This is a genomic window from Pseudomonas imrae, from assembly GCF_046352735.2.
Taxonomy (GTDB): domain Bacteria; phylum Pseudomonadota; class Gammaproteobacteria; order Pseudomonadales; family Pseudomonadaceae; genus Aquipseudomonas; species Aquipseudomonas imrae.
The window spans coordinates 2049845-2071500 of record NZ_CP110853.2 but is presented as its reverse complement, the minus strand read 5'-3'; the positions used below and the strand labels follow the sequence as shown (position 1 = coordinate 2071500).

Sequence of the window (21656 nt, the reverse complement as noted above, 5' to 3'; positions counted from 1 at the left end):
AGCCAATCACCGCGCCTTCGTTCGATAACCCGGATGTGGGGCCGACGATGGGGTCGGCCACAACATTCCTCAAGAAGCCCCGCAGGCCACGCTTGCGGCGCTGTTCGAGCAGACTGGGATCGGCGCCGAAAACCGCTCACGATAAACCTGCGGCGTTACCGACAGGGCCCGCAGGAAACTACGGCGCATGGTTTCTTCGCTGCCAAAGCCACATTGCGTGGCGATGCGCTTGATCGCCACAGTGCTGTCCGCCAGTTGACGACGTGCGGTTTCCACGCGAATCAACTCCACGGCCCGTGCCGGGGTCTGGCCGGTTTCGGCGCGGTAATGGCGCACAAAACTGCGCTCGCTCATGCCGCACTGCGCCGCCAGGGTCGGGATGCTCAGGTCCAGGTTGAGGTTTTCGGCGATCCAGGCATGCAATTCACTGAAACGGCTGCCGCCCTTTTGCAATGACAGGGTCACGCTGAATTGCGATTGCCCGCCGGGGCGCTTGAGAAACACCACCAGATGCCGCGCTACATCCAGGGCCACCGTACGACCAAGGTCTTCTTCCACCAGGGCCAGGCACAAATCGATGCCGGCAGTGACGCCCGCCGAGGTCCAGACCTTACCCTGGCGAATAAAGATCGGGTTGGCTTCGACCTGAAGCCTGGGGTACCTGCGAGCCAACTCTTCGCAGCGGGTCCAATGGGTCACCACCCGACAGCCATCCAACAGGCCACTGGCGGCCAGCAAGAAAGCGCCGGTACATACCGACGTCGTGCGCCGTGAACGGGCGGCCTTGTGCCTGACCCAATCCACCAGATCCGGATCCTCGGCGGCGCCGTACACGCCCCAACCTCCGGCAACCACCAGGGTATCGCATGCTGTATCGACCGTGGGCAGCGGCTCTGCCAGCAGGGCCAGCCCGGCGGAAGTCATTACCGGCTCGGCCTGGGCCGCGATCACATTCACCGCATAGGGCAACGACAAACCTTGCTGGCGCGCCAGATCGTTGGCCGAGGCGAACACTTGCAACGGCCCGGTGACGTCAAGGACCTGCACATTGGGAAAGGCGAGCACGTGAACGATTCTTGGCATGATTGGCGTAATACGTGGGGTAAATGGCGTATGCGCCAAAGCCTAGGCCCCTAGAGTGGAGCCGTCCATCATTTTCCAGGAGTTTCACCATGACCTTGCACATCGGCTTCCTGTTGTTTCCGGGCATCCAGCAACTGGACCTTACCGGCCCTTACGACGTACTTGCGTCATTGCCGGATGTGAAACTGCATCTGATCTGTAAAGGCCTGGAACCCGTCACTTCCAGTACCGGCCTGGTCTTGTGCCCCACCATTACCTACGACGAATGCCCGACACTGGATGTGATCTGCGTGCCGGGTGGCTCGGGGGTCGGGCCGCTGATGGAAGATGAGCAGACCCTGGACTTTCTCAACGCGCAATCACTGACCGCACGCTATGTGACTTCAGTGTGTACCGGCTCGCTGGTGCTCGGGGCGGCCGGGTTGCTGCGAGGGCGCCGAGCGACCACCCATTGGGCCTATCACGACCTGCTGGAGACGCTGGGAGCCATTCCGGTGCAGGGCCGCGTGGTGCGTGACGCAAATCTGTTCACCGGCGGCGGAATCACGGCGGGGATAGATTTCGCCCTGACCCTGGCGGCCGAGCTATACAGCGAAGCCGCCGCGCAATTGGTACAACTGCAGCTTGAGTACGCGCCGGCCCCGCCGTTCAACGCCGGCCGACCAGGCACCGCGCCGGCCCATGTGCTGCGAGAAGCCAACAAGCGCACCGCCGAATCGCGCCAGTCCCGCCGGGAAATCACGGCGCGGGCGGCTGCACGGCTGGGGTGAAACGCCGGTCAAGGCGCACAGACTAAAATATCGGTGATTGCTCAATCCCACGGGCCATGGCTAGAATGCGAACCGTTATCAGTTAAGACTCCTGCGCCAGGATGCCCATGTCGAGCGATCACCCACTGGATCACGCCGCAATCGGCCAGCTCTACCAGGCCCACAATGCCTGGCTGCGCGGCTGGCTGAACCGGCGCACGGGCTGCCGCGAGCATGCCGCCGACCTGGCTCAGGAAACCTTTGTGCGCCTGCTCAATAGCCGCAGGCAACAGGCCTTGCTGCAACCTCGGGCTTACCTGAGCAGCATCGCCCGCAGCCTGATGATCGACCAGTATCGCCGCCGCGAACTAGAGCGCGCCTACCTCGACAGCCTGACGCATTTCCCCGAATACGAAGTGCCATCGCAAGAAACCCGCTGCCTGATTCTCGACAGCCTGGAACGCATCGACCGCCTGCTCGATCAGCTCAAGCCACGCGTGCGCGAGGCGTTCTTGCTGGCGCAATTGGACGGCTTGACCTGCTCGCAAATCGCCCTGCGCCTGGGTGTTTCCAAGGCCACTGTGGAGCGCGACCTGGCCAAGGCACTGCATGCCTGTTATCGGTTGCGTTATGCCGGACTCTGAACAACATTCCCTCGACCCGCATCGGGTGGAGCAGGCCATCCAATGGATGATCACGCTGCGCTTCAATACCGCCGACGATGCCAACGCCGCTGTCTTTGAGCGCTGGCTGGCCAGCGACCCGCAGAACGCATGTGCCTGGGAGCGGGTCGCGGCGATGAGCGATGATTTCAGTCAACTGCCGGCACAACTGGGCCGCCGCACCTTGGACGGGGCACGCCGACGCATCGGTCGTCGTGAAAGCTTGAAACTGCTGGGGCTTTGCGCCGGTGCCGCCGGGCTGACCTGGCTGGGCCGCGACTACACGCCCCTGCCCGGCCTGCTGGCCGAATACCGCACCACCCTGGGCGAGCGACGCTGGGTCGATTTGCATGACGGCAGCCGTATCCAGCTCAACAGCGCCAGCGCCATCGATACCGCGTTCGATGTGCACCGGCGCCTGGTCCAACTGCGCCAAGGTGAAATCCTGATCAATACCGGACCGGACCGCGACACCGCGCGACCATTCTGGGTACAGACCCACAACGGTTACCTGCGCGCACTCGGTACGCATTTTGTGGTGCGTGAAGAACCCCAAGGCACGTTGCTCGCAGTACGACAAGGCCGCGTCGCCGTGTTTGCCAATGATTCGGCCAGCCACCCACGCCAGATCTTGAACCCCGGCGAGGCCGTGCTGTTCACTGCCGGCAGTATCCGCACGCCGGTGCCCAGCGGCCTCGACCCCTGGGCCTGGAGCGACGGCGTGATCAGCGCACATAACATGCGCCTGGACGCCTTTCTCGCCGAACTGGGCCGCTACCGCAATGGTCTGCTGCGCTGCAGTGAAGCGGTAGCCGGCTTGCGCGTGTCAGGCACTTACCAACTGGACGACACCGATCAGGTGTTGAACCTGGTCGCCCGCACATTACCGGTAAGCGTCACGTATCGCAGTCGATATTGGGTGACGGTAGCGCCTCGCGATGCGGCGTGAAAAATAAATGAGGTGAATTCTCATTGTCATTCGACCTGTAAGGAAAGGCCGATCAACAGGCCCGTTCAACCCACTTCCTTCAGGAGCAACCCGCGGTCATGCAAGCGTTCCCTTCTATGCGTTCACCCCTCAGGCAAGCCATCAACGCCACCCTGCTCGGCGTCTGCCTGGCGGGCGCTACCCTGCCCATTCGCGTCCATGCCCAGGAACCGCTCGATGAGCGCCAGGCGCGTGACTGGAATATCGCCGCCGGCTCGCTGGCCGGTGCCCTCGATCAATTTGCCCGCCAGGCCGGCATCAGCCTGTCCTATGACGCGGGCAGCGTGGCCGGCAAAAACAGCCCGGGCCTCAACGGCACACTTGACCGCCAGCAGGCACTGAGCCGCTTGCTCCAAGGCCAGGGCCTGCAAGCCCAGCGCCAGGGCAACAACACCTGGTTGCTGCTGCCCCAGGCGGTAGACAGCGGCGTACTTAACCTCGGCGCCACCACCGTTACCGGTCAGCGCCTGGGCGCCACTAGTGAAGGTAGCGGTTCCTATACCACCGGCGCGGTGACCATCGGCAAAGGCGAACACAGCCTGCGCAGAACCCCGCAATCGGTGAGCGTAATGACCCGCAAACTGATGAATGACCAGAACATCACCACCATTGACCAATTGCTGGAACGCACACCCGGGATCACCACCTACGAGTCGCCCATGGGCGGCAAATACTTCTATTCCCGTGGCTTCAAGATGCTTGGCCAGTACCAGTACGACGGCGTACCACTGGACATCGGCAAGGACTACGTACAGGCGGACAGTTTCAGCGCGAACATGGCGATCTATGACCGCGTAGAAGTCCTCAAGGGGGCCGCCGGCATGCTCAAGGGCGCGGGCACCGCCAGTGGCGCGGTGAACTTCGTACGCAAGCGGCCCCAGCACACACCCACCACCAGTCTCGCGCTCTCGGCCGGCACCTGGGATAACTACCGCGCCGAAGTCGACACCGGCGGCCCGCTCAATGACAGCGGTACGGTGCGTGGCCGCGCGGCGGTCAGCCAGCAGAAGCGCGGTTCCTACATGGACGTTGACAAGCGTCAGGAGCAGGCGTTTTACGGCGCGCTGGACGTCGATTTGACGCCCGATACCACGCTCGGCCTGGGCGCCAGCCATGAAGATGTCGACGCCACACCCTGCTGGGGTGGCCTACCGCGCTACAGCGATGGCAAGAGCATCGGCCTGAGCCGCTCCAGCTGCCTGGGCCAGTCCTGGAACGACTGGCAAAGCCGCCGCACCACGTTATTTGCCGACCTGACCCATCACTTCAACGAGGACTGGAAACTCAAGGTCGGTGCCGTCCACAGTCGCAACCTGCAAGACATCAAATACGCCGCCAGCGAAGGGACCGTGGCCTATGGCGACCCAGCGCCGAGCTCCACCAGCTACGCCGCCCTGCTTGACTACGACCATAAGGACTACGGCCTGGATGCATATATCGACGGCACATTCGAAGCCTTTGGTCTGACCCATGAACTGATCCTCGGCGCCAACGGCAGCCGTGGCAGCCAGGACGATATCTACGCGATCCGCAACCTGCCCCAGCGTCAAAACCCTTATCAGCCCGATCATCACTTCCCGGAACCGGCCGACGGGACATTCTGGCCAAATATGTACCGTGGCGGCACCGCCAAGGAAACCGCTACCCAGTACGGCACCTACGCCACCTTGCGCCTGCGCCTGGCCGAGCCGTTGATGTTGATTCTCGGCAGCCGCGTGAGCTGGTACGACAACCGTCGCCAGTCCCACAACCTGGCCTGGGGCGAGTGGAGCGATCAAGATGCTCGCACCAAGGAAACCGGGGTCGTCACGCCGTTTGCAGCGCTGATCTACGACCTCAATGAAAACCTGTCGGTCTACACCAGCTACGCCGATATCTTCCAGCCGCAAAGCTCCTACGCCACGACGAGCGGCGCGGCCCTCAAGCCAAAGATAGGCGACAACTACGAGCTGGGGATCAAGGGCGAATGGTTCGATGGGCGCCTCAACAGCTCCCTGGCATTGTTCCGTGCCATCGAGAAAAACGCTGCCGAAACCGACTTCACCACACGCTGCGGCACCTCCGCCGACGGCTATTGCTACACCGATGGCGGCAAGGTCCGCGCCCAAGGTGTCGAAGCGGAAATAAGCGGCGAACTGCTCGAACGCCTGCAAGTGTTCGGCGGCTATACCTACACGCAAACCAAGCATCTGAAGAACATCAACAGCGACAACGTGGGCGCTGTGTCCAACAGTTATGTACCGCGACATATGTTCAGGCTCTGGAGCGACTACCAACTGGACGGTGCCCTGTCCAAATGGACTGTAGGCGCCGGGGTCAACGCCCAGAGCAGTAACTACAGAATCCAGAACATCAAGCTGGAGCAGGCCGGCTATGCAGTGTGGAGCTCGCGCCTGGCTTATCGGGTCGATGACACCTCGACCGTGGCACTCAACGGCAACAACCTGTTCGACAAAAACTATTACCAGACCGTGGGCACCGCGAGCTGGGGTAATTTCTACGCAGAGCCACGTAACTTCACCGTGAGTGTGAAGGGCAACTTTTAAACCTCGTCCGATCCTCGAATATCACTGGGAGCGAGGCGCCCGCTTCGCTCCTGCGATCGATTTGCCCAGCCAGAAAACCATCCGTCCCCCGCCGTTCCCCCCCTGAGCGCCTGTCCGTGCCGGTCAAAAAATCATTCGCTGCCTGACGGGAAACCGCTTCTGTTGTTCCTGCACGTCTAAAAACCCTCAACCATTCTCGATAAATCTGAAATGCCGGCTTTAAATGTCAACATAACGTCACCCTAAGAGTATCTTATGAACCATAGCGTCGACAGATCGCAACAAAAGCCAATATATTGACGACGGCTCAGGAGTGAGCCATTGTTTAGCCATTACCTCGCAAATCCTGCAGTAGACAGGCAATTGCGTTTTACCCAGCAACAGCAACAGTGCTGGTGGTGCCTTGAGGGATGATTTATGCGTGGGAAGTCGTCAGTCGATAGCCTGTTTCTGACTCGCACTGGTTTTGTCGAGTTTTTTGTCATGTTCGTCAAATTGCTGCACGGCCTGACGGCTGTCTTGCCGGCAACGATCCTGTTGTTTTATCCCGACCCGGTCGCCCAGGAGATGCGTGGCCATTACCTTGGCCTGCTGCTGTTTTTTGCGTTCCTGACGGTTATTTTGTTCCAGGCTCTGGAAGTTTACTCCGACGACCTGTTCAGCAATCGCTTGCGCTTTCGCGTGATGCTGGTGGCCTGGGTCTCGGCGTTTTGCATCTTGTTGTTCATGTACCAGATCCTGCAGCTGTTTCCACAGTTGAGCCCGCGCAACCTGTTGTTCTGGTTTTGCGTAAGCCTGGCGCTGTTTGGCGTCGAGCGGATACTGATGCTGCGCCTGTATGGCCACTTGATGAAGAACGGAAAATTCCTCCAGCGCACAGTCATCCTCGGTTTTACCGACACCGCGATACACGTGGCCGAACACCTGTCGCGCAACAGTGATATCCGCTCCGGGCTGATCGGTTTTATTGACGACCGTACCGCACGTATCCCCAATGAGCTGAGCAGCCTGCCTCTGCTGGGCAATACTCGTGAACTGGAAAACCTGATCCGTAGCGAGCAGGTCAACCAAGTCATGATCACCCTGCCCTGGGCCGCCGAACAGCGCATCAACGGGCTGGTCAAGCGCCTGCGCCAGCTGTCGGTCAACGTGATGCTGGTGCCGGACATGGCCGCTTTGCGCTATGGCCACAACCGTATCACCGACGTCGGCGGCATCCTGATGTTCAATACCTCGCAGCTGCCGCTGCGGGGCTGGTCGCCATTTATCAAGCGCTGTGAAGACCTGCTGCTGGCGGGCACGGCCCTGCTGTTGCTGTCACCGATCATGCTGGTGACCGCCCTGGCCATCAAGCTCGACTCCAAGGGCCCGGTGCTGTTTCGCCAGAAGCGCTTTGGCTACAACGACAACCTGATCCGGGTGTTCAAGTTCCGCTCGATGTACGTCGAGCAGACCGATCTTGATGCCGAACGCCAGACCACGCGCCTGGACCCGCGCATCACCCGTGTTGGCCGGTTCATTCGCAAGACCAGCATTGATGAACTGCCGCAACTGTTCAATGTGTTGCTGGGCAATATGTCGATTGTTGGCCCGCGGCCCCACGCCACAGCGACCAAAGCCGCCGGGATTCCGTTCGAGGAAGCGGTCAGCGAATACAGTTCGCGGCACCGGGTCAAGCCAGGTATCACCGGCTGGGCGCAGATCAATGGTTACCGCGGCGAAACCGACACCTTGTTCAAAATCCAGAAACGGGTCGAATACGACCTCGAATACATCGCCAAATGGTCGGTGTGGCTGGACCTCTACATCGTTTTCATGACGATCCCGGCCGTCCTGTCCACCAAGGAAGCTTACTGATGAATACCCTCAGCGGATTGATTCCGTGCATCATTTCCGGGGGGTCGGGCACGCGGCTGTGGCCAGTGTCCCGACAAAACATGCCCAAGCCTTTCATGCGCATGCGTGATGACCAGAGCTTGCTGCAGAAGACCTTTCTGCGCGCAGCCAGTCTGCCAGGGGTGCAGAGCGTGTTGACGGTGACCAACCGCGACCTGCTGTTTCGCACCCTGGATGACTACCGCGGGGTCAATACCACGCAACTGGCGCTGGATCTGTTGCTGGAACCGTTCGGGCGCAACACCGCTGCCGCCATCGCGGTCGCGGCCCTGCATGTGCAAGAGCATTTCGGTGGCGACGCGCTGTTGCTGGTGATGCCCGCCGACCACCTGATTGTGGATGAGCAAGCATTTGCACAAGCCGTGGCACAGGCCCGTGATCTTGCCGGGCGTGGCTATCTCGTGACCTTCGGGATCCAGCCCGACAGGCCCGAGACCGGCTTTGGCTACATCGAACAAGGTGACGCCCTGCCCCAGGGTTTCCAGGTAAAACGCTTCGTCGAAAAACCTGACCTGGCCACCGCCCAAGGGTATCTGGATGGCGGCAGGCACCTGTGGAATGCCGGGATGTTCTGCTTCAAGGCCGACACCCTGCTGCAAGAACTGGCCGGCCACGCTCCCGCCGTGCTGGAAGCCGCCGTTGCGGCCCTTGAACACAGCCAGACCCTGAAAAACACCAACTGCCGTCAGCGGGAGCTGAGCGCCAAAGGTTTCGGCACCGCGCCGGATATCTCCATTGACGTGGCGCTGATGGAAAAGTCCGCCCAGGTCGCCGTCGTGCCCTGTGACATCGGCTGGAGCGATATCGGCTCCTGGGAAGCCCTGCGCCAGCTCACTCCCAGTGACGACAAGGGTAACCAGATAAACGGCGAGGCGATCCTGCACGACGTCCACAACTGTTATATCGACTCGCCCAAGCGTGTTCTGGGCGCGGTGGGGGTCAGCAACCTGATCATTGTCGACACCCCCGATGCGATCCTGATTGCCGACGCCAACCGCAGCCAGGATGTGCGGCACATCGTCGCCGAACTCAAGCGCCAGAACCATCCGGCGTTCAGCCTGCACCGCACCGTTACGCGTCCCTGGGGCACCTACACCGTGCTGGAGGAAAGCACCCGGTTCAAGATCAAGCGCATCGTGGTCAAGCCCAACGCCTCGCTGTCCCTGCAGATGCACCATCACCGCAGCGAACACTGGGTCGTGGTCAGCGGTGCGGCGCTGATCACCAATGGCGACCGGGAAATCCTGCTTAACATGAACGAGTCCACCTACATTCCCGCCGGCCACAAACATCGCCTGACCAACCCCGGCATCATCGAACTGGTGATGATCGAAGTGCAGAGCGGCGAGTACCTGGGCGAGGACGACATCGTGCGGTTTGACGACATCTACGGTCGTGGGCCGACGAACGCAGAGCCAAGCGAGCCGAAAAGCTGATGCACACCTCGCTGATCATCCCCACCCGCAATGCGGCCAGCCACCTGGATCGACTGCTGCCGGCATTGCGCATGCAGACCTTGCAGCCGAACGAAATACTGGTCATCGACAGCGCGTCGAGCGATGACACCGTGGCGCGCTTTCGCGAGTTTGGCGCGCGAGTGCATGTGATCGCAGCCAAGGGCTTCAACCACGGCGGCACCCGGCGCCTGGCCAGCGAGCTGGTCGGCGGCGACGCCTTGATCGTGATGACACAGGACGCGATTCCCGCAACACCCGATACTTTCGCCAACCTGATCAACGAATTGCAACTCGATCCACTCAATGGCGTGGCCTACGGCCGGCAATTGCCGCACCCCGGCGCTGGCGTACTCGGCGCGCAATCGCGGCACTTCAATTATCCGCCCCAGAGTTGCACCAAGCGCCTGGCCGATGCGCCAGTGCTGGGGATCAAGACCTGCTTCAGCTCTGACTCGTTTTCCGTGTACCGACGCACGGCCCTGCAAGCCGTGGGTGGTTTCCCTGTCGACGTGATCGGCAGCGAGGACGCCTACGTGGCTGCGCGCATGTTGCTGGCGGGCCTCACGGTGCGCTATGCCGCCAGCGCCCAAGTCTATCACTCCCACGATTACCGCCTGATGGAAGAGTTTCATCGCTACTTCGACATCGGTGTGTTCTACGGCCGCGAGACGTGGATCCGCCATGCGTTTGGCGACATCGGCGGTGAAGGTAAACGTTATGTACTGGCCGAACTGCGCGCGTTGCGCCAGGCCCACGCCCTGCACCGAGCACCTGAAGTTGTGGTGCGCAGTGCCTTTAAATTGCTGGGCTATCGCCTCGGCCACCTTGAACGCTACTTGCCCAACTCGCTCAAGCAGCGCCTGGGCATGTTTTCCACTTACTGGACTTGAGCTGTCATGAAGACTCCCAACCGACGTTACCGTCTTACCCTGCTCGGCCTCTTGAGCGCCTCAATCTGGCTGGCCGGCTGTTCGACCCCTGCGCGGGTGCCGCTTCCTGATAACGATACGCTCAAGGCCGGCCACCAGGCAGCGCTGACCCTGGCCGACCTGCCGCCGCCGCAGGTATTGATTCAGAGCGGTGATCTGCTGCGCATCGTGCGTGATGCCCAGGAGCCCGCCGCAGCCGATGACATGACGGTGTTTCCGGTACGGCCCGACGGCGTGATCTCGATGCCCAATATCGGGCGCATCAAGGCCGCGCTGCGCACACCGGAAGACCTGGGCAAGGAAATCACCGACAAGTACAAGCGCATCTACCGCGAACCTGCGGTGACGGTGAACATCGCCAGCGCGCCGAGCAACAAAGTGTTCATCGGTGGCGCAGTGCCGAACCCGGCGTTTTTCGATCTGGCGGGCTCGGTCAGTGTGGAGCAGGCATTGCTCAGTTCCGGCGGGGTATTGCCGACCGCCGACAGCTCCAACATTGCGTTGCTGCGTACCGGCGCCGATGGCAAGTACAAGATGTACTTCGTCAACCTGGAAAGCATGTTGACCAACCCCAACCACCCTCGTGTGGCGTTGCAGCGCGGGGATTTGATCTATGTGCCGCAATCGACGATCGGTGCCACGGTGGAAGCGGTGGATTTGTATTTCACGCGGCTGTTTCCGATCAACAAGGGCATCGGTGTGGGCTTGAACTATGACCTCAACGACAGTGGTGTGAAGAACAGCGGCAACACCATTCACAACTACCCACCCGTCAACGCAGGCCAATGATTATGCAGCGGGATTCTTGTCACTCGAACCAACCGTTCCCGTCTGGCTTAAACCACATATTCAATGGAGTGATCCTGTGATCGAAATCCGCTCTCTACGCGACCTGCTGCGGTTGTTCTTCATCTTCCGCCGCGAGTTCAAACTGGCCGTGATCACCACCATTGTGGTCGCCGTGCTGGGTGCCTTCCTGTTGCCGGCGCGCTATGAGTCAGACGCACGCTTGCTGGTCAAGCCAGGACGCGACAACACCACATTGCCCATCGAGGCTACCAATCGCCAGACCCTGATTGCGCCGAGCACCCAGCACGATCCGATCGTCGACGAGGAAAAAATGCTCACCGGCCGGCCGATCGTGCACATCGTTGCCGAGCGTTACCTGGCCATGGCTTCCGAACCGCCACAGGGGTTCTGGAAAGTCACCAAGTTCTACATTAAAAAAGCCATTGGCGAAGTGCTCGACCTGGTGCGCAGCGTACTGCAATTTGTCGGTCTGGCCGAGAAGCAAAGCCCGTTGGAGCGCCTGGCAACCAAGCTGGAAAAGAACTTCGAAGCCGGCCATGAACCCGGCTCTTCGGTGATCGAGATTTCTTTCACCTGGGACGACCCGGTGATCGCACAAAAAGTTGTCGAGACCTGGGTCGATGCCTACCTGGAAGAACGTGCGCGGATTCTCGGGCGCAAGAGCCTGCATACCTTCTATGAAACCGAAGGGGCCAAGGTGGCCAGCACCATCCAGGGCCTTAAAGAGCAACTGCAAGGCCGCTTGAAGCAGATCGACTCCATCAGCGTCGAAGCGCGCCTGAAAAACCTGACCAGCCAGATCGACCGCGTCACCGACGCCAAGGTTTCTGCGCAAAACCAGGTGTCGGGGATCCGTAGCTTTCTGGTCAACGCCAGCCAGCAGATCAAAAATCAGCCCGCCGAAGTGGTGACTGCCCGGGAAACCAGCCTCAACCCGACGCAACTGGATCTCAAGCGCCAGCTCAATACGCTGCAAGTCGAGCGCGCACGCCTGCTGCGCACTTACTTGCCGGGTACGCCGCAGGTCAACCAGATCGAACAGAATATTCGTGACCTGCAAGCCCTCAGCGCACAGGAAGCCACACGCCTTGAACGTTCGCAAAACACTGCGCCCAACAGCCTGGTGCTCAACGTCAAGCAGCAAGTGATCGACGCCCAGTTGCAAGAGCGCAAACTGATCGGGGAAATCGAAAACTACGACAAGGTTCTCGATACCCTGCGCACCGAGCGTGACCGGGTCATGACCGAGGAACCCGAGCTGAACCGCCTGACCCAGCAACTGCGCACCGCCGAAAAAAGCTATGCGCTGTACTCGCAAAACCTCGAACAGGCACGTATCGACCACGAGCTGGACAGCAGCCAGATCAGCAACATTGCCCTGATCGAACACGCCACCCTGAACCCGGCGCGAGTATTTCCCAAGAGCCTGCTGATTTTACTGTTCACCCTGCCTGCCGGCCTGGCCGTAGGCTTGCTGACCATTTACGTGCTGTACCTGCTGGACCAACGCATCCACGATGGTACGCGGTTGCAGGAGATGTTCCAGGTGCCACTGTGGAGCAGCATCCCGGACGTGCAAGACGCCACGCCGGCTGCCGTCACCGCGAGTATTTATCGCCTGTACAGCTTGCTGCCCCTTGATCGCATCGCCAGCGAGGGATTTGCCCTGGGCCTTATCTCGGCGCGTCACGGCGAAGGCGTGAGCTTTATCGTCGAGCAGCTCAAGCGACTCCTGGAGGAGCGCGGCCATCGCGTCTCGGTCAATGGTGCCGAAGCGCCGAAGGCGGGTGAAGTGTTGCTGCTGGACGCTTCTGCCCTGTCCTCCAACTCGCAGGCATTCTTGATGCTGCGCCGGGCCGAGCAGATTGTGCTGGTGATCGAAGCCCGTACCAGCACCGTGCCGACCATCGAAAATGCCTTGTCGCTGCTGAACACGGCGTTTGGCAAGGTGGACGGCGTGATCCTCAACCGTCGCCGCTTTGAAGTGCCGGCCAAGGTCTTGGCCCGACTCAGTAGCTGGCGCGGGGCGGCCTGATGCGCATTGCGTTGCTGGCACCGTTGCCACCGGAGCAGACCGGTATCGCCGACTACGCAGCGCACCTGTGCAATGCGTTGCGCGCACTGGGTCTTGAGGTGGTCACTCCGTTACAAGGGTGCCAGGACCTGGCCGAGCAGCTACGACGCTTGCATGCTTTTGACTGGCGCAGCGTCGACCTGGTGCACGCTGAACTGGGCGGCGGTCGCTTCGGCGAGTTCCAGGCCCTGGAATACTTGCGCCAGGCCCAACCGCAGTTGCCGTTGACGGCCACCGTACATGATCCGGAGCGCCTGATCTGGCGACGTACCAAGCTGTTTTTCCCGCTGACCCTGCTGGAGCGCCTGCCCCACCCCCTACCCCAGGCTGCGGCATTGCTGGCGGATCCGTTGACCCTGCATGAAGAACGACGCCTGGCCAAAGGTATGCGCCGCCTGATCACCCTTACCCGCCTGGGCGGCGATTGCCTGCGCCAGCGCATGAACCTGCGGCCCGAGCAAGTGGCAGTGATCGCCCACGGCAACCTGCCCATTGCTGCGCAGGCCTTGCCGCCGCTGGCGCCGTTGCGCCTGCTGTACTTCGGTTTTATCTACCGCGGCAAGGGTATTGAGGATTTGCTCCAGGCACTGGCCCGCTCCCTGGCCGCCCACCCGCAATGTCGTGCCCAGGTACGCCTGACACTGGCCGGCGGCACTGCGCCGGAAATGACCTTCGACCCGGCCGATAACTACCTCGATGGCCTGCGCCGGCAAATCCACACCCTGCAACTGAGCGACATCGTGGACTGGCAACTGAACCTGCCTTCCAACGACATCCCTCACACCATCCAGGCGCACCACGTGATGGTCTTGCCCTACCGTGAATCGAAAAAACTCGGTTTCCTCGGCCAGATGCGCGGTACCAGTGGTGCGCTGTCCTGGGCCAATGCGTGTGGGCGCGGGGTGATCACCTCCAACGCCCGCGCATTTGCCGAGGAGGTGGCCGCCGGCAATGGCGTCACCTATCAGCAGGGCGATATCGACTCATTGAGCGAGGCCTTGAACCGCTTGATGCTCGATCCACAACAGGCCCGGCAGTGGGCCGGGCACGCCGCCGAGATCGGCCGGCAACGCCAGTGGGACAACACAGCGCAACGTTTCGCCGAATTGTTCCGGGACGTCTGCAAGGAGCCTTTGTAATGATCATTTCACCGACTCGCCCGATGTTGCGCTACGCGCCTTTGGTGGCGGCGCTGGCCGTCTGCGGCGCCCTGCTGCTGAGCGAAAAGGTCGACGCGGAGCCTGTGAACCTGGCACCCGCGCGTACGGTTGTGTGGCGTGACTTCCTGGGAGTGAACGCGCACTTTCTGTGGTTCAAGCCCGAGCAATACCGCAAGCAGATCAAGCAGTATCAAAAGCTCGGGTTGGATTGGGTGCGTGTCGACCTGCATTGGGATCGCCTCGAGCCCAAGGAGCAGGATTACCAACTGAGCACCTTCGATGAACTGGACCGGACCCTCACTGCCGAAAACATTCGTTCGGTGTTCTACCTGGTCGGTTCCGCGCCCTTTATCACGACAGCGCCCAAGGGCGTGCCGTTCCAGGATCAGTACCGCCCACGGGACGCCAGGAGCTACGCCCTGCGCCTGGCGCTGCTTGCCAAGCGCTATCCGAATATCGACGCCTGGCAAGTGTGGAACGAACAGAACCTGCCCAACAACTGGCGCCCTGCGGTCAATGCCAAGGAGTACGGACAGTTGTTGCTGGCCAGTCACCAGGCCTTGAATATCGCCGCTCCGGGCAAGCTGCAGGTCATGGGTGGCATGGCGTACTACAGCCAGATGCCGCCCCGGGGCAAGACCCTGATGTTTGAAGCCCTCGGCGCGCTGGGTGTCCAGACGTTGGGCATGGTCGCGGCCTATCATCCCTACTCGATGACCCCGGAAACCGACGAACCAGGCAAGAACGAAGTGCTGCTGCGCGGTGATCAGCTCAACGCCACGTTGCATAACGCCGGTGTCAAGAACGTATGGGCGACCGAGTGGGGCTGGTCCAGCTACGCCGGCCCCAAGGAGATGCAAGATCTGATCGGCACACACGGCCAGGCCGACTACACCCTGCGCCGCCTGGCCCTGATGGCTTCCCAGGATTACCAGAAGATTTTCCTGTTCGCCCTTTCCGATCTCGACGAACGCGCCTCTGCCCGCGACCAGCACTACGGTTTGCTGGATCTCAACGGCGAAGCGAAACCGGTATACACCGCCCTCGCCCGCTTCCTGCAGATCACCGGCCCCACCCTCAAGCCCGGCGCTACGCCGAGGCTGGAGGAGGTTCCCGCCACCTTCTACAGCGTTGCCTGGACCCGCACCGACGGTAAACGGCTGTTGATGTACTGGAGCGCCAAAGGCACAAGCGTCCATTTGCCCGAGGTAAAAAACGCCGAATTGCTCGACCCGTTGGCCGGCGCCCGGCAATCCCTGGACAACTACAACGGTATTCGCCCCGTGGTGAAACCGAGTTTGCAGATACTGGTGTGGTAGCACGCCCAGGCATGGAGAGTTGCACGTGAGAATCCTGTGGATTGTGCCTTATCTGCCGTGGCCCATGACCAGCGGCGGCAAGACCCGGCAGTATCATTTGCTGAGGACCTTGAGTGAGCGCGGGCATCACATCACGCTGCTGGTGCAATCGAAAACCGCGGCTGACGCGTCGGTGCATGCTGCCCTCGAGCCCCTGCTGGAGCGGCTGATCGTGGTACCACGTCGCCCGCTCAAACACCCTATGACCTTGCTCGCAGGCCTGTTCGCACCCTGGCCGCTGCTGACCACGGTCAACGGTCTGTCGACGCCCTTGCAACTGCGCTTTGCCGAACTGTTGAGCCAGACCTGGGATGTGATTCAAGTGGAGCATAGCTACAGCCTGCAACCGTTCCTGCAAACCCTGCGGCAACAGCACCGGGATTTCGTGCTCACCGAACACAATCTGGAATCCAGCCTGGGCGGCGCCACCTATGACCGTTTCCCACGATGGGCCGGTCTGTTTGTGCAGTACGATCAATGGCGCTGCCGGCTGTGGGAACGCAAGGCGTTCGAGGCCGCCAACCATGTCATCGCCGTTACCCAGGCGGATGCACAAGCCATGCATACCATCACCACGACGCCGGTCAGCGTCGTGGTCAATGGCGTCGACAGTCGGGCCTTTGGCGACGTCAACGCCGACCCAGGCAGCCAGCGCCTGCTCTTTGTCGGCAACTACGAATACGCGCCGAACCTGGACGCAGTGGAGTGGATGCTCGACGAGATTTTCCCCAGGGTCTGGTTGCAAAAACCTGGCGCCCGCCTGGCCATCGCCGGATACGGTTTGCCCGAGCACTGGCGCAGTCGCTGGCCGGACGCGCGCATCGAATGGCTGGGTTTTGTGCCAGACCTGACCGCCCTGCAACGTCGCTGCGCGGGGTTTGTCGCCGCGTTGCGCCATGGTGGCGGCTCCAAGCTCAAGGTGCTGGAGGCGATGGCCGCCGGGCTGCCACTGGTGAGCACCGCCCAAGGTGTGTCCGGGCTCGCCGTACAGACACAAAAACACTATTTGCCGGGCGAAAGTACTGAGGCCCTGGCCGAGGCCGTTGTCCTCCTGCTGGGGCAACCGGTGATGGCACGTCAACTGGCCGATGCCGCACGTGACTATGTGCGCAACTATCACGACTGGGCGGTGGCCGGTAACGAACTGGAGCAGATCTACCGCGCCTTGCCCACCCATCAGGAGCCTCAAATATGCGCGTAGCCCTGGATTATCGCCCCGCTACCGTGGCGCCGTCGTCGGGTATCGCCCGCCAGGTCAAGGCCCTGGAGCAAGCCCTGCGCACCCTCGACGACACCCAAGTGTTGCTGTTCAGCGAGGCGCCACTGGATCATCCGCAGCGCGAAACTGCGGTTTGCCCGGCATGGGCCAGCCCGCTGGAAGGCTTGCAGCGCCCCCAGGTGCGACTGCGTTTCGAACGTGGATTCTTGCCCCGGGCGATCCGCGAGGAGCGTATCGACCTGTACATCGCAACCGCGAACATGGGCCTGCCCCTGGGCCATAAACCCGCCGGAACCCGTTACGTGCTGGTGCTGCACGATCTGTTTCAACTGACCCATCGGAACTTCCATCGCTCCAGGCTCAAGGCCATGGCCTATCGCTTGATCGACGGGGCTTCGATTGCCTGGTCCGTATGGCGGGCCGACCGCGTGTGGTGCCCGTCGCAGTTTTCCTGCGATGAAGCGACGCGGCTTTTTCCGTGGGCGCGGGCCAAGCTCCGGGTGCTGCACAATCTGGTACCGGCGTTCAGCGAGGCGCCACAAGCACTGCCCGAAGGCGTGCCGTCGCGTTACTGGCTGGTAGTGGGCACTCGCGAGCCGCGCAAGAACATCGAGTTTTTTCTCCGGCAATGGCAGGCCAGCCGCGCCAACAACCCCAACGTGCCAGACCTGGTGCTGGTAGGCCACGCCAGTGACGTGCCCGCACCGCTGGGCGAGCTGGCCGGGCTACATTGGTGCAACGGTTTGTCGGATGGTCAACTGCACGCGCTCTATCATCACACGGCGTGTTTGTGGCAACCCTCTTATGCCGAGGGGTTTGGCCTGCCGGTGGTAGAAGCCCTGAGTGCCGGTACGCCAGTGGCGGTCGCACGCGGGTCGGCGCTGGATGAAATCGCACCGCCCATGGCCGCGCGCTTTGATCCCCATGACGCGGAGCAACTGCAAAAGGTCATGGCGTCGCTGGCAGCGCCTGGGATCAAGGTTGATCCTGAACCACAACGTGCATGGGCCCGACGATTCGCCGAGCCGGCCTATCGCCTGCGCCTGGATACTTTGCTCAAGGAATTGAATCGCTGATGCTGCCAGGAAAACTCGTTAGTCTGCTCCTGGGCCTGGTGTTCGGTGTTTTGCTGCTGGCATTACCGCCGATGAAGGTCCTGATGGTCGTGGCCGGTGTTGGCGTGGCCCTAACCTTGGTCCGCAAACCGCTGTGGGGCTTGCTGATTTTCGCCGTCCTGGCCACCAGTATTCCTTACACCACCCTGCAACTGGGGATCCGTACCACCGTCAGCGAGGCGGTATTGGGACTGACCTGGGTCGGGGTATTCTGGCAGTCGTTTATTGGCAAGACCCGCGGTTTCTTGCTATGGCGCCCGACCGAGCGGGCGCTGATGTGGCTGATGCTGTTCAGTACGATTCCCTTTATCTGGGGCATGATCGTCATTCAGGCCGAAGGCAACGGACCGGTGAACTGGGTGCGCTGGCTGATGAACCTGTCGCTGCTGTTTATGGTGCCGCTGCTGCTGCGCACTGAGGCCGACCGCGACAAAGTGGTGATTGCCCTGCTGCTGGGCAACCTGGCAATGCTGCTGTTGTCGATCTTCATGTTTCTCAAGACACGCAACGCGATGTCGATGATCGATATCCTCACCGACCTCAAATACGCCCACCCAGAAGCAGTAAAAGACATCTTCTCCGCCAACTACAAGCGCATGGCCTCGCCCTGGGTCCACCCGAACCTGACCGGTGGTGTACTGGTGCTGTTTATCCCGTTGGCGCTGTTTTATGGCTGGACCCGTACCGGTTGGCGCCGAGCCTTGGGCCTGGCGGTGGCGGTGCTGGGTTGTGCGGGCCTGCTGTTGAGTATCTCTCGCGGGGCAATCGTTGCCCTGGCGCTGGTGCTGATCTGGCTGGCCTACAAGCGCGTGCCCAACAGTGGGCGAATCATTGGCATCGGTGCCGCGTTCGCCGTGGCCCTGGTGATGTTCTATCCGCCGCTGCAGGACCGTTTGATGACTATGTTCTCGGCGACCAACGCGAGTACTGAAATCCGTTTCGAGGAGTACGCGCGCTTTCCTGAAGTCATGGCGCGTTATCCATTGGGGATCGGCTTCAAGGTCGACCCACCGGTGCCTGGCAGCGGTCTGCTGGGGATTTCCAACCTGTGGCTGAACTTCATCTACAAGGTCGGCATCCCGGGGATGCTGCTGTTTATAACGGTCACCGTGTTGTGGTGGCGTGAAGTCCGGCCGCTGGGCCAGGTGCGCGAAGTCACCGCTGATAACGCCCTGTGGCTGGGCTGTGTGTGTGGCGTGATGGCGGCGCTGCTGACCGGGATTTTCGACCACTACTTCAGTTTTACCTTTGTGTTGATTGCCTTGTTCTGGCTGTTGATGGGCATCAGCCTGCAACAGGTTCGCCGGAACCCGACCATTACCGCGCCTGTTGCTGTTTCCGTGCCGAAGGATAACCAACCATGAAACACCGCACGCTGCATTCCCCTGATCTGCGCGACAGACTGCCGGCCTTGGCCAGTGAAATAGGTGTGAGCCTGGAAGAGTTGCAGGAAGCCCTGGACTGGTGCCTGGCCCATGATGTGATTTTCGAAGAGGGCGAAGGCGAAAACAAACGCTTCTGGATGAGCTCCATCGATCTGGAACCGACCCTTTCGCAGCCGGTGGCGCGCCGTTTGTTCCGTCGCATGAAACAGGACATTCCCGCCAGGCTCCTGCCCCGCTACGGCAAAAACTGGGAAACCCTCAAGGATCGCTGGCAAAGTGCCTGGGACATGGCCTACAACATCCTGATCAATAAGATCCCCAGCCACCATGTACGCGTGGCGTGGCTGCGTTTGGGAGGCGCGAAAATCGGCAAGGGCAGCAGCTTGTGGCGTAATACCGAAGTGCTGGGTATCCACAATCTGGTCATCGGTGACGATACGGTGATCGGCTGGCATTGCCAGGTCGACGCACGCGCCGGACTGGTGATCGGCAACCACGTGGCGATTGCCTCTCATGTGCTGATCATCGCCGGCAGCCACGATTTGCAGGCGCCGGAATTCTGGTCGATTTCCGCAGCGATCTACATCGACGATTACGTGTGGATCGGCAGCCGCGCGTTGATCGGCTTTGGCACCCGCCTGGGCTATGGCTCGGTGGTGACTGCCAACACCGTGGTCGGTAAAACAGTGGCACCTTACAAAATCATTGGCGGCACCGGCGCCAAAGTCATGGGCGAGCGCGCCCACGATCTGAACTATAAGGTGGGTGGCAAGGGCCTGTTCACCCTGTTCCATTAATGTTTGGCAGCACCCTGTGGCTGACCCTGGCGACACTCGCCGGGCTGGTGGCAGGTTTTGCCCGCGAATGGCTGCTGGTGGCAGCCTGGGGGGCAGGTAGCCGTAGCGACAGTTTTCTGGTGGCGGTGTTTTTGCCCGAGGCGCTGCGCATGACCCTGGCCGCAGGCTTGCTCGCCGCCGCCGCCCTGCCCCTGTACCAACAACGCGATTCACAGCGCCAGCAAGCGTGGTTGGCCAGCCTGTCGCCGCGCCTGCTGGGCGTGGGCCTCGCGCTGTTTGCCTTGTTGGCGTTAGGCGCACCGCTGTGGGTACGCCTGATCGGCCCCGGGCTGGACCCCGCCGCCCAGGACCAGGCGGCTGCCAACCTGCGCTGGCTGGCGGCCTGCGCGCCAGGGCTGGTAATGCATGGCTTGTTGAGTATTCCCCTGCAGGCGCGCCAGCGCTTTGTGCTGCCGGGGCTGGGTTCGTTGCTGTTCAACTTGCCACCGGTGCTGTACCTGTTTATCCGAGGCGCCTCCAGCGACAACACTGAACTGGCGATGAGTTTTTTTGCCGGCAGCCTGCTGATGTGCCTGCCTTTGCTGGCACCGGTCTGGGCATTCGGCTGGCGGCCATGGCAAATCAAGGGTGATGCCCAGGCCGGGCGCGAGTTGCTGGGGCGAATCGGTCCGTTGCTCGCCAGCAACGCCGCCAGCCAGGGTCTGGCGTTGCTCGAACGACTGATCGCCAGCTACCTGGGCGAAGGGGCCGTCACCTGGGTCAACCTGGCACGCAAGCTGATCAATCTGCCGCTGATTGCACTGATGAGCCTCAACCAGGTGCTGCTGGGCATGATGAGCGCAGAACACGGCCAACAACGCCTGGCCCTGCTGCGCCGTGGCATGGACGCGGCGACGCTGCTGAGCCTGCCCGCGGCCCTCGGACTGGTCGGGGCCAGCCCAGTGCTGATCCATCTGCTGATGCCCGGGCAAAGCGCCGACGGTCCACTGCCTGCCCTGCTCGCCTGGTTTGCCACGCCGTTGGTGTTCGGCGCCTGGAATGCCATGCTCGCCCGCTACGCGTACGCCGGCGGCGATACCCGCCTGCCGCTCAGGTGCGAACTGCTGGGGAGCGTGGTCAATGCAGGGTTACTGGTATTGCTGGGGTATGGGTTCGGTCTGCCGGGGATTGCGTTGGCTGCATTGGGGGGAGTGGTTGTCACCAATGTGCTGCTGATGCAACGCCAGCAACTGCTCGGCCAACTGAGTTGGCTCCTGCAGTGGGGTTTGAGTGTGTTGCTGCTTGGAGGAGCGGCCCTGGTCCTGCATCCACTGCACAACGATGGCTGGCAACTGGGGCTGAGTACTCTGGCGAGCGCGCTGGTACTGTTGGGATTGGGAGCGTGGCTCAAGCCGTGGAAACAGTGAGGTGCTCCCCTCGCGCCAATCG

Annotated in this window: 17 protein-coding genes; 16 read left to right on the top strand and 1 reads right to left on the bottom strand. The window is 61.5% G+C overall.

Annotation, left to right across the window (positions count from 1 at the left end; translation table 11 throughout):
- Positions 1 to 69: 69 nt before the first annotated feature.
- On the bottom strand, positions 70 to 1083 hold the full coding sequence (locus tag OQ460_RS09425; RefSeq protein WP_410021533.1) for a GlxA family transcriptional regulator: 1014 nt from the start codon (positions 1081 to 1083) through the stop codon (positions 70 to 72).
- Between the two features lie 89 nt (positions 1084 to 1172).
- Between OQ460_RS09425 and inhA the strand changes: the two genes are divergently transcribed.
- The 16 genes from inhA (at position 1173) to OQ460_RS09345 (ending at position 21634) form a co-directional block, all read left to right on the top strand.
- Complete coding sequence (gene inhA / locus OQ460_RS09420; RefSeq protein WP_410021532.1) at positions 1173 to 1853, top strand: isonitrile hydratase; 681 nt, start codon at positions 1173 to 1175, stop codon at positions 1851 to 1853.
- 107 nt (positions 1854 to 1960) lie between these two features.
- Complete coding sequence (locus tag OQ460_RS09415; protein ID WP_410021531.1) at positions 1961 to 2476, top strand: sigma-70 family RNA polymerase sigma factor; 516 nt, start codon at positions 1961 to 1963, stop codon at positions 2474 to 2476.
- The gene (locus tag OQ460_RS09410; protein WP_410021530.1) at positions 2463 to 3443 is read left to right on the top strand and encodes a FecR domain-containing protein; all 981 of its coding nucleotides are present in this window, start codon (positions 2463 to 2465) and stop codon (positions 3441 to 3443) included. Before OQ460_RS09415 ends, OQ460_RS09410 begins: the two co-directional genes overlap by 14 nt.
- Before the next feature lie 98 nt (positions 3444 to 3541).
- Positions 3542 to 6028 (top strand): TonB-dependent siderophore receptor, encoded by a 2487-nt coding sequence (locus tag OQ460_RS09405; protein ID WP_410021529.1) that lies wholly within the window; start codon positions 3542 to 3544, stop codon positions 6026 to 6028.
- Positions 6029 to 6445: 417 nt separating this feature from the next.
- A complete protein-coding gene (locus OQ460_RS09400; protein ID WP_410021528.1) occupies positions 6446 to 7885 on the top strand; it encodes an undecaprenyl-phosphate glucose phosphotransferase in 1440 nt (479 codons plus the stop codon).
- Positions 7885 to 9360, top strand: a complete 1476-nt coding sequence (locus OQ460_RS09395; protein WP_410021527.1) for a mannose-1-phosphate guanylyltransferase/mannose-6-phosphate isomerase — start codon at positions 7885 to 7887, stop codon at positions 9358 to 9360. Before OQ460_RS09400 ends, OQ460_RS09395 begins: the two co-directional genes overlap by 1 nt.
- A complete protein-coding gene (locus OQ460_RS09390; RefSeq protein ID WP_410021526.1) occupies positions 9360 to 10271 on the top strand; it encodes a glycosyltransferase family 2 protein in 912 nt (303 codons plus the stop codon). Before OQ460_RS09395 ends, OQ460_RS09390 begins: the two co-directional genes overlap by 1 nt.
- A gap of 6 nt (positions 10272 to 10277) precedes the next feature.
- Entirely contained in the window at positions 10278 to 11099 is an 822-nt protein-coding gene (locus OQ460_RS09385) for a polysaccharide biosynthesis/export family protein (protein ID WP_410021525.1), read from the top strand.
- A gap of 76 nt (positions 11100 to 11175) precedes the next feature.
- Positions 11176 to 13155 carry a GumC family protein gene (locus tag OQ460_RS09380; RefSeq protein ID WP_410021524.1) on the top strand — a complete coding sequence of 660 codons (1980 nt, stop codon included), beginning with the start codon at positions 11176 to 11178 and terminating at the stop codon, positions 13153 to 13155.
- Positions 13155 to 14333, top strand: a complete 1179-nt coding sequence (locus OQ460_RS09375; protein ID WP_410021523.1) for a glycosyltransferase — start codon at positions 13155 to 13157, stop codon at positions 14331 to 14333. Before OQ460_RS09380 ends, OQ460_RS09375 begins: the two co-directional genes overlap by 1 nt.
- Positions 14333 to 15673 (top strand): beta-xylosidase, encoded by a 1341-nt coding sequence (locus tag OQ460_RS09370; protein WP_410021522.1) that lies wholly within the window; start codon positions 14333 to 14335, stop codon positions 15671 to 15673. The genes OQ460_RS09375 and OQ460_RS09370 overlap by 1 nt, the downstream gene beginning before the upstream one ends.
- 25 nt (positions 15674 to 15698) lie before the next feature.
- Positions 15699 to 16913 (top strand): glycosyltransferase family 4 protein, encoded by a 1215-nt coding sequence (locus OQ460_RS09365; protein ID WP_410021521.1) that lies wholly within the window; start codon positions 15699 to 15701, stop codon positions 16911 to 16913.
- Positions 16904 to 18007 (top strand): glycosyltransferase family 4 protein, encoded by a 1104-nt coding sequence (locus OQ460_RS09360; protein WP_410021520.1) that lies wholly within the window; start codon positions 16904 to 16906, stop codon positions 18005 to 18007. Before OQ460_RS09365 ends, OQ460_RS09360 begins: the two co-directional genes overlap by 10 nt.
- Positions 18007 to 19410, top strand: a complete 1404-nt coding sequence (locus tag OQ460_RS09355; protein WP_410021519.1) for an O-antigen ligase family protein — start codon at positions 18007 to 18009, stop codon at positions 19408 to 19410. Before OQ460_RS09360 ends, OQ460_RS09355 begins: the two co-directional genes overlap by 1 nt.
- Entirely contained in the window at positions 19407 to 20228 is an 822-nt protein-coding gene (locus tag OQ460_RS09350; protein ID WP_410021518.1) for an acyltransferase, read from the top strand. The genes OQ460_RS09355 and OQ460_RS09350 overlap by 4 nt, the downstream gene beginning before the upstream one ends.
- Positions 20228 to 21634 carry a lipid II flippase MurJ gene (locus tag OQ460_RS09345; protein ID WP_410021517.1) on the top strand — a complete coding sequence of 469 codons (1407 nt, stop codon included), beginning with the start codon at positions 20228 to 20230 and terminating at the stop codon, positions 21632 to 21634. The genes OQ460_RS09350 and OQ460_RS09345 overlap by 1 nt, the downstream gene beginning before the upstream one ends.
- Positions 21635 to 21656: the final 22 nt, after the last annotated feature.

Coding starts and splice junctions, on each gene's coding strand:
- OQ460_RS09415 (WP_410021531.1), top strand. CDS start 1,961: ATGTCGAGCGATCACCCACTGGATCACGCCGCAATCGGCCAGCTCTAC.
- OQ460_RS09375 (WP_410021523.1), top strand. CDS start 13,155: ATGCGCATTGCGTTGCTGGCACCGTTGCCACCGGAGCAGACCGGTATC.
- OQ460_RS09360 (WP_410021520.1), top strand. CDS start 16,904: ATGCGCGTAGCCCTGGATTATCGCCCCGCTACCGTGGCGCCGTCGTCG.
- OQ460_RS09350 (WP_410021518.1), top strand. CDS start 19,407: ATGAAACACCGCACGCTGCATTCCCCTGATCTGCGCGACAGACTGCCG.
- OQ460_RS09395 (WP_410021527.1), top strand. CDS start 7,885: ATGAATACCCTCAGCGGATTGATTCCGTGCATCATTTCCGGGGGGTCG.
- OQ460_RS09385 (WP_410021525.1), top strand. CDS start 10,278: ATGAAGACTCCCAACCGACGTTACCGTCTTACCCTGCTCGGCCTCTTG.
- inhA (WP_410021532.1), top strand. CDS start 1,173: ATGACCTTGCACATCGGCTTCCTGTTGTTTCCGGGCATCCAGCAACTG.
- OQ460_RS09410 (WP_410021530.1), top strand. CDS start 2,463: ATGCCGGACTCTGAACAACATTCCCTCGACCCGCATCGGGTGGAGCAG.
- OQ460_RS09400 (WP_410021528.1), top strand. CDS start 6,446: ATGCGTGGGAAGTCGTCAGTCGATAGCCTGTTTCTGACTCGCACTGGT.
- OQ460_RS09390 (WP_410021526.1), top strand. CDS start 9,360: ATGCACACCTCGCTGATCATCCCCACCCGCAATGCGGCCAGCCACCTG.
- OQ460_RS09425 (WP_410021533.1), bottom strand. CDS start 1,083: ATGCCAAGAATCGTTCACGTGCTCGCCTTTCCCAATGTGCAGGTCCTT.
- OQ460_RS09405 (WP_410021529.1), top strand. CDS start 3,542: ATGCAAGCGTTCCCTTCTATGCGTTCACCCCTCAGGCAAGCCATCAAC.
- OQ460_RS09355 (WP_410021519.1), top strand. CDS start 18,007: ATGCTGCCAGGAAAACTCGTTAGTCTGCTCCTGGGCCTGGTGTTCGGT.
- OQ460_RS09370 (WP_410021522.1), top strand. CDS start 14,333: ATGATCATTTCACCGACTCGCCCGATGTTGCGCTACGCGCCTTTGGTG.
- OQ460_RS09345 (WP_410021517.1), top strand. CDS start 20,228: ATGTTTGGCAGCACCCTGTGGCTGACCCTGGCGACACTCGCCGGGCTG.